Source organism: Cryobacterium sp. N22 (assembly GCF_002929555.1).
Taxonomy (GTDB): Bacteria; Actinomycetota; Actinomycetes; order Actinomycetales; family Microbacteriaceae; genus Cryobacterium.
On sequence record NZ_PJJP01000031.1, the window covers coordinates 56,271 to 68,919 of the forward strand.

13 protein-coding genes are annotated in these 12,649 nt (G+C 68.5%); 5 read left to right on the plus strand and 8 right to left on the minus strand.

Going from position 1 to position 12,649, the window contains the following annotated elements; genetic code table 11:
* The first annotated feature begins 98 nt into the window (after positions 1-98).
* Complete coding sequence (locus CXY76_RS07005) at positions 99-389, plus strand: glutaredoxin domain-containing protein (protein WP_104163530.1); 291 nt, start codon at positions 99-101, stop codon at positions 387-389.
* A 39-nt stretch (positions 390-428) separates the two neighbouring features.
* On the opposite strand, the gene CXY76_RS07010 is transcribed toward CXY76_RS07005, so the two are convergent.
* Positions 429-908, minus strand: coding sequence for a hypothetical protein (locus CXY76_RS07010; RefSeq protein ID WP_104163531.1), 480 nt, complete (start codon positions 906-908; stop codon positions 429-431).
* 416 nt (positions 909-1,324) lie between these two features.
* Between CXY76_RS07010 and CXY76_RS07015 the strand changes: the two genes are divergently transcribed.
* Entirely contained in the window at positions 1,325-1,576 is a 252-nt protein-coding gene (locus CXY76_RS07015) for a hypothetical protein (protein ID WP_146073395.1), read from the plus strand.
* On the opposite strand, the gene CXY76_RS07020 is transcribed toward CXY76_RS07015, so the two are convergent.
* The 4 genes from CXY76_RS07020 to CXY76_RS07035 form a co-directional block, all read right to left on the minus strand.
* On the minus strand, positions 1,558-2,052 hold the full coding sequence (locus CXY76_RS07020; RefSeq protein WP_199190219.1) for an isoprenylcysteine carboxylmethyltransferase family protein: 495 nt from the start codon (positions 2,050-2,052) through the stop codon (positions 1,558-1,560). The two genes, CXY76_RS07015 and CXY76_RS07020, sit on opposite strands and share 19 nt — an antisense overlap.
* Positions 2,049-3,173 carry an NAD(P)/FAD-dependent oxidoreductase gene (locus tag CXY76_RS07025; protein ID WP_104163533.1) on the minus strand — a complete coding sequence of 375 codons (1,125 nt, stop codon included), beginning with the start codon at positions 3,171-3,173 and terminating at the stop codon, positions 2,049-2,051. Before CXY76_RS07025 ends, CXY76_RS07020 begins: the two co-directional genes overlap by 4 nt.
* A 125-nt stretch (positions 3,174-3,298) precedes the next feature.
* Entirely contained in the window at positions 3,299-4,927 is a 1,629-nt protein-coding gene (locus CXY76_RS07030) for a helix-turn-helix transcriptional regulator (RefSeq protein WP_104163621.1), read from the minus strand.
* Positions 4,928-5,050: 123 nt separating this feature from the next.
* The gene (locus tag CXY76_RS07035; RefSeq protein WP_104163534.1) at positions 5,051-5,752 is read right to left on the minus strand and encodes a hemerythrin domain-containing protein; all 702 of its coding nucleotides are present in this window, start codon (positions 5,750-5,752) and stop codon (positions 5,051-5,053) included.
* Positions 5,753-5,925: 173 nt separating this feature from the next.
* Between CXY76_RS07035 and CXY76_RS07040 the strand changes: the two genes are divergently transcribed.
* On the plus strand, positions 5,926-6,357 hold the full coding sequence (locus CXY76_RS07040) for a DUF1801 domain-containing protein (protein ID WP_104163535.1): 432 nt from the start codon (positions 5,926-5,928) through the stop codon (positions 6,355-6,357).
* Positions 6,358-6,607: 250 nt separating this feature from the next.
* Here CXY76_RS07040 and CXY76_RS07045 read toward each other — a convergent pair whose 3' ends face one another.
* The 3 genes from CXY76_RS07045 to CXY76_RS07055 all read right to left on the minus strand — a co-directional run bounded on the left by CXY76_RS07045 (position 6,608) and on the right by CXY76_RS07055 (position 10,626).
* On the minus strand, positions 6,608-8,452 hold the full coding sequence (locus CXY76_RS07045) for an iron ABC transporter permease (RefSeq protein WP_104163536.1): 1,845 nt from the start codon (positions 8,450-8,452) through the stop codon (positions 6,608-6,610).
* A gap of 9 nt (positions 8,453-8,461) precedes the next feature.
* The gene (locus CXY76_RS07050; RefSeq protein WP_104163537.1) at positions 8,462-9,472 is read right to left on the minus strand and encodes an ABC transporter ATP-binding protein; all 1,011 of its coding nucleotides are present in this window, start codon (positions 9,470-9,472) and stop codon (positions 8,462-8,464) included.
* 74 nt (positions 9,473-9,546) lie between these two features.
* A complete protein-coding gene (locus CXY76_RS07055; protein WP_233199620.1) occupies positions 9,547-10,626 on the minus strand; it encodes an extracellular solute-binding protein in 1,080 nt (359 codons plus the stop codon).
* Positions 10,627-11,207: 581 nt separating this feature from the next.
* On the opposite strand from CXY76_RS07055, the gene CXY76_RS07060 reads away from it, so the two are divergent.
* Together CXY76_RS07060 and CXY76_RS07065 are read left to right on the plus strand one after the other, a co-directional pair.
* On the plus strand, positions 11,208-11,993 hold the full coding sequence (locus CXY76_RS07060) for an N-formylglutamate amidohydrolase (RefSeq protein WP_104163538.1): 786 nt from the start codon (positions 11,208-11,210) through the stop codon (positions 11,991-11,993).
* Between the two features lie 143 nt (positions 11,994-12,136).
* Complete coding sequence (locus CXY76_RS07065) at positions 12,137-12,601, plus strand: cytidine deaminase (protein ID WP_199190220.1); 465 nt, start codon at positions 12,137-12,139, stop codon at positions 12,599-12,601.
* Positions 12,602-12,649: the final 48 nt, after the last annotated feature.

A 12,649-nucleotide genomic window follows, 5' to 3' on the forward strand; every position in this document is an offset into this window, starting at 1 on the left:
GGCTCTGGTCAGGGGATTATTTCCCCGGGAGACTCCATCGGGCAGTTCCGCGATCCGGCGCCCGGCATCTGCCCAGTCGAGCCGCCTAAACTCGACGGATGACCGTACCCGCCGCACCCGCCACCGCCACCGCCACCGCCACCGCCACCATCACCATGTTCGGCGCCGAGTGGTGCCGCGACTGCCGTCGCTCGAAGAAGCTGCTCGACGGCCTCGGCGTGGCCTACGACTACGTGGACCTGGAGTCCGTGGCCGACGGCGCCGACCGGGCCAAGGCCATCAGCGGCCGCACCCAGATCCCCGTGATCGTTTTCCCCGACGACACCCACATGGTGGAACCCAGCGACGCCGACGTGCGCGCCAAGCTCACCGAGCTCGGCACCGTCTAATCTCCACGCCGGCCGCCCGGGGCACCGCGAGGTACGGTCTCACCGCCGAGGCACCCCGAGCATCCCCGCCAGAGTGTGCAGCGCCGCGGTCACCTCGCCGCTGACCCGCCTGCCCCCGGCACCCGGCGCATGTTCAGTGCCGGTGCGCGCCACGTGCTCGGCCACCCTGAACAGCCAGGCCCGGAAGGCCGAGTCCATCGTCGGCGCCTGCGCCTCGACCAGGGCCAGCGCGCGCGCCAGTTCGCCCAGCACTCGGGCCTGCTCGTCGGCGGCGCCGTCGATCACCCCGAGGTCGCGGGTGAGCACCTCGGCCACCAGGTCGGCGTCGATTTCCTTCACGATGGGCAACGCATCCGATTGGTGCGCCTCGAGCGTCACGGCCTTCTCCGCGGCCAGCATCTCGGTCACGACCGCCATCGGCTCCCTGGGCGACGCCCCCACCAGGTACAGTCCTACCAGAAACGGTGCGGCCGCCACGGCCTGCCATTCCTCGGCGGTGAAGGCCTCCCTGACGGCCATCTCAGCTCCTCCTCGAGCGCCGGCCTGGGCAAGACGCGCCCGACCGGCACCAACCGCGCCCGGCGCGATGCCGCGGCTGACTCGTGTTCGCTAACGCCCCCGCTGGGCACGCACCCCCGCTCGCGCCGCGCCTACCTGTAAACGCTACGCCTGCGCCCCGGGCCCGCGCTACGGCTGACGTCAACCGCCACCCGGCCCATCCGCCGGCCCGGCGCCGTTGCACCTCACCCACGCCGGGGGTACCGTAAACGCCACATCGCACCCGGCCGCGAGCGTGGCCGGTTGACCTCCGTTGCCACGCTGAACGGACAGTGCGATCTGAGAGCCGCAACCCGCTGCGCGTCCCCGCCCCCGGGTCACTTGTCGACACGCCCGCACCACTCCACGCACCGGTAGTCTTCACCCCGGGGGTAAAGATGGACACGACAGAGCACGACATGGCCGAGCAGAACACAGCGGAGGCCGACGGGCTGACGATCTTCGACGACGTGCACGAGGTGCGTGACGAGCGCGTCGCTTTTGTCGGATTGCAGCTGATGGCCGTGGTTCTCAGCTACTCATTCGCGCTGGGCATCCTGGTGATCGTGCTGGTCCCGGTCGTCCTGGCCCTCACCCTCCTCTGGCCGTACCTGCCGAGCATGCTGTTCCCTCAGAGCGCCGGCTTGTAGCCAGCCGAGGCCCGGAATACGCCGACGTAGCGCGCAACCTGGTCGGCGTACCTCACGAACTCCGGGCCGAACGTCTCGCGGAGCACCCGTTCCTCGGCGCGCACGCCGCGGTGCTCTGCCAGGATCGCCACCGGCAGCGTGACCAGGGTCCACGCCGACCCGCGCATGACGCCGAAGCCCAGGTGGATGAGCCACCATCCGACGTACATCGGGTGGCGACTCAAAGCGTACGGCCCGGTGGTCACCAGCGACTGCGGCTGCTCGAGGTCGAATCCTCCGGTCGTCCGACGCCGCCGTTCCGCCAGCGCCCATACGACCAGCGCGCACCCCGCCACCACGAGCGGGGCGCCTGCCGCGCGGTGGGCGGTGCGCGTGCCGGGCAAGCGTGCCGGCTGGAACCGGTCGAGCACAATGCCGACCACGAGCCCGACAGCCTGCCCCGGCGGCAGGGGCAGGTTGCGGATGACCCCGGTCACGCCCACTGCGACTCCTCCACAACGTCGCGGCCTACCGATGTCGGCCCTGATGCGGTGCGGATGCGCTTGGCAAGGTAGGCGGCATCCCTGGTGATGCCGGGGAGGGTCGCCGACGCCTCAGCGAACAACAGCTCCTGGCCGAGGAAGTACAGGCCCGGAACGGACCGGGCAACGCCGCGGTACTGCCGGATCCGGCCCTCGGCGTCGAATGCCGGCGCGTCCACCCAGTCAAAGTCGTCGCGGTAACCCGTGCACCAGATCACGCTCGACACGTCGCATACCCGGCCGTCCGCGAGCTCCGGTTTGCCGCCCTGCACTCCCACCACTCGCGGGAGCAGTTGTACCCCGGCGTCGACGAGGTCCCTCACCTTGGTTCGGACGAGCGGATCGGCGTGTGTGGCCAGCTTCGCCAGTGCCCTGCGCCCGAGGGGCGTGCGGCGGGTCAGGACGTGGAGACCGAGGAACCGCACGGCGGGGAAGGCGAAGCGCGCCGCCGTCCGGCCATGGCGGATCGGGATCTCCGGGGCCGGCGTCCCCGCGAGCCGGGTCGGATGCGTCAGGCTCAGCTCCCGGGCGATCTCGGCCCCGGAGTTGCCCACTCCGACGACGAGTGCCGCACCGGGCGGAAGCTCAGCCGGATTGCGGTAGGCGCTGGAGTGCCGCTGGACGATGGTGGGGGCGAGCTGGTCGGCGAAGGCCGGGGTGTGGGGAGTCTGAGATCCGCCGGTCGCCAGGACCACGTTCTTCGACTCCCACCGGTGCTCGCCCGCACTGGAGACGTAGTGCCCGCCCTCGCGTCGAAGTCGGTCCACCCGCACGCCGTTGCGCACGGGCAGGGCGAACGTGGTGGCGTAGGCCTCAAGGTAGTCGGCGACGTCGTCCTTGGTGGGAAAGCCCAGCGCGTCACCCGGGAACGGCATTCCGGGGAGCCCGTCGTACTTCGCAGGTGTGAACAGTCGGAGGGAGTCCCAGCGCATCCGCCACGCATCGCCGACGCGCCCATGCGCGTCGAGGATGACGAAGTCACGATTCTGCTGAGCCAGGTAGTAGCCGAGGGCAAGCCCTGCCTGTCCGCCGCCGATCACGACGGTGTCGACATACTCGGTCTGGTTCGTGTTCATGGTTGTGCCTCCGGTTCAACAAGGAGTGGAAGGTTCATATCCCCCACGCTACGAAGCGGCAGGTGCCGGGCGCGTCGACTGAAATGCGCATCCGCGGCTGCCGCGATGGGCAAATCTATGTACCGCTAAACCAAACCGTGCTCATAGGCGTACGCGGTTGCGGCCGCCCGTGACGAGAGGCCGAGCTTCGCAAAGATGTTGCTCACATGGCGCGCAACCGTCTTCTCGCTGAGGAAGAGCGCACCTGCGATGGACTTGTTGGTCATACCCGCTGCGACCAATCGCACGACCTCGATCTCGCGCGTTGTCAGCGGACCGTCCGGCCCCGTCGTCTCGCGCACGAGGGCGTCCAACTCCGCAAGCGCCGGGACTGCGCCGAGACCGACCAAGGTCGCCCTCGCGGCCTCGAACTCCATCAACGCCGCGTCTTCGTCGCCGAGTGCGCGCCAGGCGCGCGCGGTGAGCACACGGCACCGTGCCGCTTCATACGGCGTGTCGAGTTCCAGCCAGAGAGTCCTCGCCTGACGCAGCCGGTTCAGCGCACCGCTGGCCTCCCCCTCAGCGAGGAGCACGGCGCCGACGGACTGGTCAGCGAAGGCCTGCAGCATCGGCATGGCGTCTTCCTCGCCCAGTGCGGCCAACGCGTCAGCGCCCTCTCGCGCAGCAGTCGTATCCCCGGCGGCCAGCTCGATCTCAACCACGGCGGCCAGCAGTCGCCGCCGGGTGGCCGGGTCGGCGCCCTCGACGGTCCGACGGATCAAGGACTGTGCCAATTTCGCTTTTCCCTGGGCCAGACGCAGCAGAGCCAGCCCCGGCTGCGGCTCGAACCCGGTCTGGTTGGCCTGGCTGTATGACGTGGCTGCGGCATCGAACTCCCCACGCAGCCGTTGCACCTCGCCTTGCTGATAGTAGGCCCCGTACAACGCGTGCCGGTCGCCTCGTTGAGCTCGATCCTGGGCGACCTGTGCGGCCTCGAGCGCGGTCGACCACGCCCCATGCAGGCAGAAAAGCTCGGCTCGATGCATCTGGCACTGACCGCTGAAGAGCACCAGTTCGGGCTGGTCGTTGCACCAGCGGTCAAGAGCAACCGTCCACTCCTGGGCGCGGCGCAGATCGAAGGCAAGGTGACAACTTTGCAGCACCGAGCAATAGATGATGCCGGAGGGAACCGGGGAGATCTCCCCGGCCGTGACGGCGACCATGACCTCGTCGAGCAGGACCAACCCTGCGTTCAACTGACCCAGCATGATTTGCGCTTGCCCCTGCCCCAGCCGCGCCAGAGCGCTGAGGTCGGGGTCGTGGAATCGTTCCCCCAACACAGCCACCTCATCGAAAGTCCGCGCGGCGCTCTCGGCGTCGCCGCCGTAGAGGGCACCAAGGGCGACGGGAACGAGAAGTAAACCCTGAACGGAACTCGGGTGGGGATCCTCGTGCACGAGTCGCTGCGCTCGAGCGAACCAGCCGCCGCTGCGCGCTGGTTCGCGCAGGTCCATCAGGTGCAGGCCGATCCACGCCGCACACCGGGCCGCAGCGGCGACGTCGCCCTCGATGAGAAACTCCTCGTGCGCCCTCGTCAGGGTGTCGATGCCATCGGTTGGCTTGCCGATCAGCACAGCCGCTGTGCCGAACCACTCGAGGTATTGCGCCGGGAGCCCGCCCTGCTGATCGGCATCCGTCAAGGCGCTGAAGGCGTCGCCATAGCGATGTGCCGCATAGGCCATACGACCACGATCAAGCGCGACGGAAGAGGTCATGCTGCCCTCCAGCGGCGAGCGCAGACAGCGCCAGAACGCGCTGGGCACCCGTCAGATATTCGTCACCCTACTGCCGGGTCATCCCCGCCGCAATGATCGCCCGTTCGTGCCGGGCGCATCCGCCTATTTCACCAGCGCCGCCCGCCACCGCTCGTACCGGGACTTGCCCCTGAGTCGCCACAGCAACCGGATCGGCGCCGGCAGGTGCTCGTGCTGCCAGTCGTCGCCGCCGTCCGGCTGCGCGGCGAGAATCGTGCCCAGCTGAACGAACATCTTGCCCTTGGGTGTGGCCTTACGTCCGTGTTCGGAGAGCGCGTCGACCTCTTTCGGCGTGATGACGGTCTCCATCACCGGCACGATGTGGGTCTCCTCGTCGGGCAGGTGCACGGCGAGCGCCGCATTGATGCCGGCCAGGGCGGTGGCAACGGATGCGGCATCCGTCGTCCGGCCGCTCGCCCGCCAGGCCGGCAGGCTGGCATCCAGCTCGTTGAGGTGCACGAGCATCTGCGCGTGCTGCTCCTTCATACGCGCCACATGGGTGGCACACGAGGGTGCCCGGCTCTCCAGCCGGCCCCAGAGCATGGTGTCCTCACCCTCGTGGTGCGCGTGCAGGCCGACCGAGAGCATGGCCAGATAGTCGCCGACGAAATCGGCCTGGGCCGCATCGCCGTCGGCGACCTTGCCGACGAGCGCGGGACCCTCGCCGAACCCGGCCCGGAACATCCGATGGATCTCGGCCATGCCCCGGGCGTCGCAGGTCTTCACCGCATCGGTACGGGGTCTGTCGGGGCTGTCGCCGCTGGACGGCAACGCTGTGGCGGGCATGGAGGCCTCCTTCGTACGTTCGTCGCTAGGACTGTATCCGCGCGCCAGTCGGCCATCAAGGGCAGCATCAACCGTGGCACGGCTCCGCCCGCTCCGCGACGTGGTGCGCGGGCAGAGCGCCGCTACGCGGGTGGCGCGCCACCCTGGCTGGGCGGGCGCGCAAGGAGAAGACCATGGAGCTCACCGGCCGAGACGTCGACGAATACCTCGCGACCCTGGAGGGCCCGGACGCCGACTCCATCCGCGCGCTCGACGCCATCATCGCGGAGGTCTTCTCCGGAGTCACCCGGGAGCTGTGGGAAGGCATCTTTTGGGGCGGCACCGAGCAGCAGATCATCGGCTACGGCCATGTCGTGATCGCCCGGCCGGGCAAGCCCACCGTGGAGTGGTTCGTCGTGGGCCTGGCCCGGCAGAAGAACAACCTCAGCGTCTACGTCAACGCGTCCCAGGACGACAAGAATCTCATCCAGCACTACAAGGGCAAGCTCGGCAAGGTCAAAATGGGCGCCGCCGCGCTCAACTTCGCGTCGATCGACTCTCTCGAGCTGGATGCGTTCCGCGCCCTGCTCCAGGACGCCGCCCGGCTCACGCCCGACGCGACCTGACCCGGCACGTGACCCGGTGCCCCGGCCCGGCGACTTGGCCCGCGACTTGACGCGGCGCCCGTCCCGGCCGCATCCGTCGCCACCGGCGACCCTCACCTGTCACGGCCGCCGTCTCCATCGCGCCCGCACAGTCCCGGCATCCGGGCTTCCACCGACATTTCCGTGCACAACTCCTGCTATTTCTTCCCGGCCACCGACGGATGCCCGGGATTCCGGGGCACGGACGCGGCCGCACCGAAAAGTGCCGGAGTTAGGCTCGGGGCGCTGGAGTGGGGGCGGGCGACACGGTTGCCACGGCCGCGGCCGGCACCGGCACCGCCACCGGCGCCGCAGCCGCACCCGGTCCAGCTCCGGCCCCAGCCCGGCGCGTGCCGCGCCGCACCCCGCGCCGCCCCCGCGCTCCCCCGCGGCCGTACACCAGCCACATCGTGAAGCCCATGATGATCATCAACAGCACCGTGTACACGAACGTGATCGACATGGCGTCGAGGTTGTTCTCCCCCTCGGTGCTGGCCCGGATCGCCAGACCCAGCGGCTCGTACAGCGGGTGGTAGAGGAACACCGCGGTGTCGTAGTCATCCAGCAGGCTGTTGAAGTTGAGCGCGGTGATCGCCGCCGCGGTGGGCAGCACCAGCGGCACCAGCACTGTGCGCAGGGTGAACAGCGGGCCGGCGCCGAGGATGCGCGCGGCATCCTCGAGCGATTCGGGCACCGACGCGAACGCCGCCTTGAGCAGCCGCAGCGTGAACGGGATCTTCACAATCACGTACGCCACCAACAGCAGCACGGTGGTGCCGGTGAGCACCTGCCCGCCGATCAGCGGGTTGGGCCGGTCGAAGGTCATCACCAGCGCCAGCGCGATGAGGATCGTCGGCAGGATCCACGGGATGTGCAGCAGGTACTCCAGCAGCGTCGTGACCGGGTTGCGGTGTTTCTGGAACACCCGCGCCACGAACAGCATCCCCAGCACCACGATCAGCGACGCCAGCGCGCTGTAAACCACGCTCACCACGAACGGTTTCAGCACCGAGGGGGTGCCGAACACGGTGGCGTAGTTGGCCAGCGTGAACGAGTCCCAGGTGATGGTGCCGGTGCTGATCGCGGTGGACTCGAGGAAGGAGAACAGCACGATCAACAGCACCGGCAGCGCGTAGACCACGAACAACACGTACGCCGCCACGTGCACGAGCACGTTCGCGAGCGGGTTGCGGATGGGCTGCTTCTGCAGCGGGGTAGCCACCTTCGCCACCGAGAAGTAGGTGCCGCTCTTCTCCACCCGGTTCATCATGGCCAGCAGCACGATGGTGGCCAGGCCCAGGATGATCGCCAGCAGCGCCGCCAGGTCGCGGGAGCCGCTGCTCTTGGAGAAGGTGAGGATCATCGGTGCGATGGTCTGGAAGTCGGTGCCGCCGAGCACCAGCGGCGCGGTCAGCGCGCCGAGGCCGGTGAGGAAGGTGAGCACGGTGACCGCGAAGATCATCGGCCGCAGCGCCGGCAACACAATCCGCCAGAGGATGCGCCAGGTCGACGCCCCCATATTGCGGGCCGCTTCGATGGTCTGGTAGTCGATCTTCGCCAGCGACGACCCCAGGAACAGCATGTGGTTCGTGGTGGTGGCCAGGGTCATCACCACGACCACGGCGAAGTAGCCGGAGAACCAGTTCGGGTCGATGTCCGGGAACACGTTCAGCGCCGCGTTGGTGATGAACCCGTTCTTGCCGTAGATGAAGTTGTAGCCGGCGGCCAGCACGATGCCGCCGTAGATCAGCGTGGTGGCGTAGCCGAGCCAGAGCACCCGGGAGCCGCGGATCTTGAAGTAGTCGGTGACCAGAACGATGAAGATGCCCACCACGTTCACCGTCACCGCGAGGGTGGCGGCGAGAGCGAAGCTGTGCCAGAGGCTCTTCAGCGCCCGTTCGGAGCTGATCAACTTCTCCAGCGCGCGAAAGCTCAGCTTTCCGTCGGGGAAGAACGTGCTGATCAGCAGGTTGGCGTTCGGGAGCACGAGGAAGGTGGCGATGAACCAGACCAGCACGACGAGCACGATGACGACAAGCGGGGAGCGGAGCATCGCCCGCCACGATGAGTTACGCATCCGGCGCCCCTAGTACTGCAGAACCGCGGACGGGTCGATGTACAGCGTCGCCGCCGCACCGGCGACCAGCGGCAGCGCGCCGCCTTCGGGCACCAGCGCGCGAATGCGGCTGCCGTGGCTGTCGATCGTGTAGGTGCTGTGCGAGCCCTGGTAGACCCGGTCGGCGATCACGCCGTGCAGTCGAACGGATGCGCCGTGCGCCGGCTCCTGCAACGCCACCTTCTCCAGGCGCAGGTAGGAGCTTTTGTCCGGGGCCAGGGTGCTGCCGCCGGCGTGCCGCAGCTGCTGCATGAACTCGCCGGTGAGCCGGTTCATCGCACCAACGAAGGTGGCGACGAACTCGGTGGCCGACCGGTTGTAGATCTCCTCCGGGGTGCCCACCTGCTCGACCACGCCGTGGTTGAACACGGCGATCCGGTCGCTCATGGTGAGGGCTTCCTCCTGGTCGTGGGTCACGTACACGGTGGTGATGCCCAGCTCCCGCTGCAGGTTTTTGAGCTGTTCGCGCAGCTGCACGCGCAGCTTGGCGTCGAGGTTAGACAGCGGTTCGTCCAGCAGCAGGATGCGGGGCTTGAGCACCAGGGCCCGGGCGATCGCCACCCGCTGCTGCTGGCCGCCGGAGAGCTCGGACACGTTCTTGGCCAGCTGCTCCGAGGTGAGCTCCACCTGGGCGGCGATCTCGTCGACCAGCCGGTCGGTTTCGGCACGATGGGTCTTGCGCACCTTGAGTCCGAAGGCGATGTTCTCCCGCACGCTCATGCTGGGGAACAGGGCGTAGTTCTGGAACACCATGCCCACGCTGCGCTTTTCGCTGGGCAGCTTGGTGGCCGCCTTGCCGCCGATGTAGATCTCGCCCGCGCTGGGCTCGATGAACCCGGCCAGGGTGCGCAGCGCCGTGGTCTTGCCGCAGCCCGACGGGCCGAGCAGGGTGAAGAACTCACCCTGCTCGACCTCGAGGTTGAGCTTCGGGATGGCGATGTGCTCACCGAAGGTCACTTCGATGTCGTCGAACCTGATCATGATGGTGCTTTCTGGTGCAGTTAACGGCGGCGTCGAGTGCCGGCGATGTCGGGTGAGCGCGTGCGAGCTGCAGGTTAGGGCAGGTATTCGAGCTCGGTCTTCTCGACCCAGGCGCCGATGTTCTCGCGGGTGAGGGCGAAGTCGATGTCCTGCTTGGGCAGCGACTCGATCAGCTCCACGACCTCGGGCAGCGCCTGGCCGCGGGCCTTCTCGTTCACCGGGTACGACGCGAACTCCGCCGCGAACGCGCCCTGGGTTTCGGCGCTGCCGAACCAGTCGATGAACTCCTCGGCAGCGGCCTCGCGCGGGGTGCCGGCGATCACGGCGATCTGCTCGGTCACGTAGGGCACACCATCCGCCGGGCTGATCACACCGGTGACGGTGCCGTATTCGGCGTCGCGGGCGGTGATGCCGCTGGAGGGCAGCACGCCGAAGTCCACGTCGCCGCGGGCCATGCGGGCGTACAGGTCGGTGCCCTCCTCGGCGGGTGAGCCGTGCGCGTAGTAGTCCTCCACCTGCTTCCAGCCTTTGTCGGAGACGCCGAGGTCGCCGTCCTCGTCGAGGTACGGTGCCAGCAGGCCGGCGAGCACCAGCTGCGGGGTGGCCTGGCCGAGCGCGGTGTTCACTTCGTAACGACCGTCGTAGGCGGCGTCCTTCCACAGGTCAGCCACCTCGGTGGGGGCGTCGGCGGCGGGCACCTTGTTGGTGTCGTAAACCGTGACGATGGCCTGCTCCACGAGCGGCCAGAACGCGCCATCCTCGGGGTCGCCGGACTCCTGGTCTACCTCCGCGGCCCAGGCCGGTTCGTAGGCGGTGACGGCTTCTTCGTCCTTGAGGGTTTCGAAGAACATGTTGTTCAGGCCGAACACCACGTCGCCGACCGGGTTGTTCTTCTCGGCCACGATGCGGTTGGCCAGGTCGGCGCCGCCCAGGCCCACGATCTCGATGTCCAGGCCGGCTTCCTTGGCCTGCGCGGTGACCCATTCGCCGCGGCCGTCGCCGTTGGAGTTCGTGTAAACGATCAGGGTGCCGCCGGCGTCCCCGCCGCCCTGGCCCTCGCCCGAGCCGGCATCCGCCGAGGCGCAGGACGCCAGGACCATGGTGCTGAGGATGATGGTGGCGACTGAGGCCGTCTTGAAAGTGCGCTTATGCAATTGTGTTCGTCCTTTTCCTGAGCCTCGCGGGCGCCTCGGGCGCTCACCGGCCGTATCTGCTGTGTCGGCAATCGTCTCTTCACGTTAGGTCGGCGTGAAACCGGCCCGTCACCGTTCGAGCGACTGTTCGCCTTGCGTTTGTCTGCTGTACATCAGCGGATGCCGTGGGGCACGCCGCCGGTCGAACCCTCGGCACCCGCGGCATGGCCGGCGGGTTCGCGGAGACCCAGCGTCACCCGCACCCTCGGCGCCTGATCGTCATCCCCGGTGTTATTCCTGCAATACGAGCGACTCTGCCCATTTTTTGTCTCCCCAAAACGAATTGCGTATCCCCACGTTATGGGGTGGATGCGGGTTCTGTATGTCCCCCTAAAAGAGGACCCGGGGGTGAGTGTCGTCGGGGGTGTCGAGGTATGCGGGCGATGCGCCGCTATGCGGGTGGCGCGCCACCCGCAGAGCGGCGCCTGACCCGCGCGACGCCCCGCCAGCATCCGTTGGCTCATCGCCCCAGGGGCTAGTGTCGGTGGCACCCGAGACCATGGGGCTTCGCGCATCGTTGAACCCCTGCCAGGAGGCACCGGATGACCACCCCGCACATGACCACGCACTTTCGCGTCATCGACAACTCGGCCAGCAGCCCGGTCATCCTGCATGCGCCGCACGGTGGGCGCACCATCCCGCCGGAGCACCTCGACGCGTACCTCATCTCCCTGTCCGAGTTGGAGGCGGAGAAGGACGCCATGACCGACCACCACACGAACACCCTCGTCGCGGCCATCACCGGTGCCAGCGCGGTCATCAACGACCTGTCCCGATTCGCGGTGGATGTCGAGCGCTTCCCCGACGAATCCGAGGAGATGAACGCCGTCGGCATGGGCGTGCTCTACACACACGGCTCCCGCGGGCAGGAGATCCGCCGGGTGGCCACCGTCGATGAGGCTGGGCTGCTGGACTACTTCGCCGCCTACTCCCGCCGGTTCACCGAGCTGGTGGACGCCACCCTGGCGCGGCACGGCCGCGCCGTGATCATCGACGTGCACTCGTACCCGTACGACGAACTGCCCTACGAACTGCACGGCGGCGGCCCTCGCGCGCCCCTCTGCGTCGGTTCAGACCCGTTCCACGCCTCCGAGGCGTTCCTGCACGCCGTCGCCGAGAGCTTCGCCGGCCTCGAGTCCGCGGCCAACACCCCGTTCGCCGGCGCCTACGTGCCGTTGAAGCACTACCGAACGGATGCCAGGGTCAGCTCGGTGATGCTGGAGATCCGGCGCGATGTGTACCTGGACGAAGCCACGGTCGAGCTCGACGAGGCTGGGTTCCTCGGTCTGCAGCAGTCCCTGCAGCGCCTGGTCGACACCCTGGCCTGACCCGGCCCGTACCGTCCTGGTCCGGGATCAGACCGCCGGGCCGGCCGGGACGAGCGCTGCGGCGTTCCGACGCGGAGGGAGCCCGACGAAGCGGCCGCTCCCCCGCCGGCCGTCGGACTTGTCCAACTCCGTAGGATGGCCCCATGCCCGCAACCCCCGAACTCGAAGCACCGTCAGCGGATGATCTGGAGCTCATTGAGCTCGCTCGCGCGACCATCGACGCCAACACGGATGCCGGCCCCGACGAAGACGGCGCCCACACGATGGGCGCGGCCGTCCGGGCCGCCGACGGCCGCATGTTCGCCGGCGTGAACCTGTTCCACTTCACCGGCGGCCCGTGCGCCGAGCTGGTCGCCCTCGGCACCGCCCGCGCCAACGGCGCGCGCCAGATCACGACGATCGTCGCCGTGGGCAATCACGGTCGCGGCGTGGTCGGCCCGTGCGGTCGGGACCGGCAGGTGCTCTTCGACTATCACCCCGGCATCCGGGTGTTGCTGCCCACCGCCGCGGGAGTGCGGGTGGCCCGCATCGAGACCCTGATGCCGTTCGCCGCGGCGTGGACGCTGGAGGGCGGCACCCAGCAGTACGACGACGAGCGCTTTCGCTGACGCGAGGGGCTGCGCATGCGACGTCCACCGCGGCAGCGTTTCGCAACT

What these genes read in the sequence shown, in the direction of transcription:
- CXY76_RS07040 (WP_104163535.1), top strand. Translation starts at nt 5,926, where the DNA reads ATGGAGCTCACCGGCCGAGACGTCGACGAATACCTCGCGACCCTGGAG.
- CXY76_RS07060 (WP_104163538.1), top strand. Translation starts at nt 11,208, where the DNA reads ATGACCACCCCGCACATGACCACGCACTTTCGCGTCATCGACAACTCG.
- CXY76_RS07005 (WP_104163530.1), top strand. Translation starts at nt 99, where the DNA reads ATGACCGTACCCGCCGCACCCGCCACCGCCACCGCCACCGCCACCGCC.
- CXY76_RS07045 (WP_104163536.1), bottom strand. Translation starts at nt 8,452, where the DNA reads ATGCGTAACTCATCGTGGCGGGCGATGCTCCGCTCCCCGCTTGTCGTC.
- CXY76_RS07030 (WP_104163621.1), bottom strand. Translation starts at nt 4,927, where the DNA reads ATGACCTCTTCCGTCGCGCTTGATCGTGGTCGTATGGCCTATGCGGCA.
- CXY76_RS07010 (WP_104163531.1), bottom strand. Translation starts at nt 908, where the DNA reads ATGGCCGTCAGGGAGGCCTTCACCGCCGAGGAATGGCAGGCCGTGGCG.
- CXY76_RS07035 (WP_104163534.1), bottom strand. Translation starts at nt 5,752, where the DNA reads ATGCCCGCCACAGCGTTGCCGTCCAGCGGCGACAGCCCCGACAGACCC.
- CXY76_RS07050 (WP_104163537.1), bottom strand. Translation starts at nt 9,472, where the DNA reads ATGATCAGGTTCGACGACATCGAAGTGACCTTCGGTGAGCACATCGCC.
- CXY76_RS07015 (WP_146073395.1), top strand. Translation starts at nt 1,325, where the DNA reads ATGGACACGACAGAGCACGACATGGCCGAGCAGAACACAGCGGAGGCC.
- CXY76_RS07065 (WP_199190220.1), top strand. Translation starts at nt 12,137, where the DNA reads ATGCCCGCAACCCCCGAACTCGAAGCACCGTCAGCGGATGATCTGGAG.
- CXY76_RS07025 (WP_104163533.1), bottom strand. Translation starts at nt 3,173, where the DNA reads ATGAACACGAACCAGACCGAGTATGTCGACACCGTCGTGATCGGCGGC.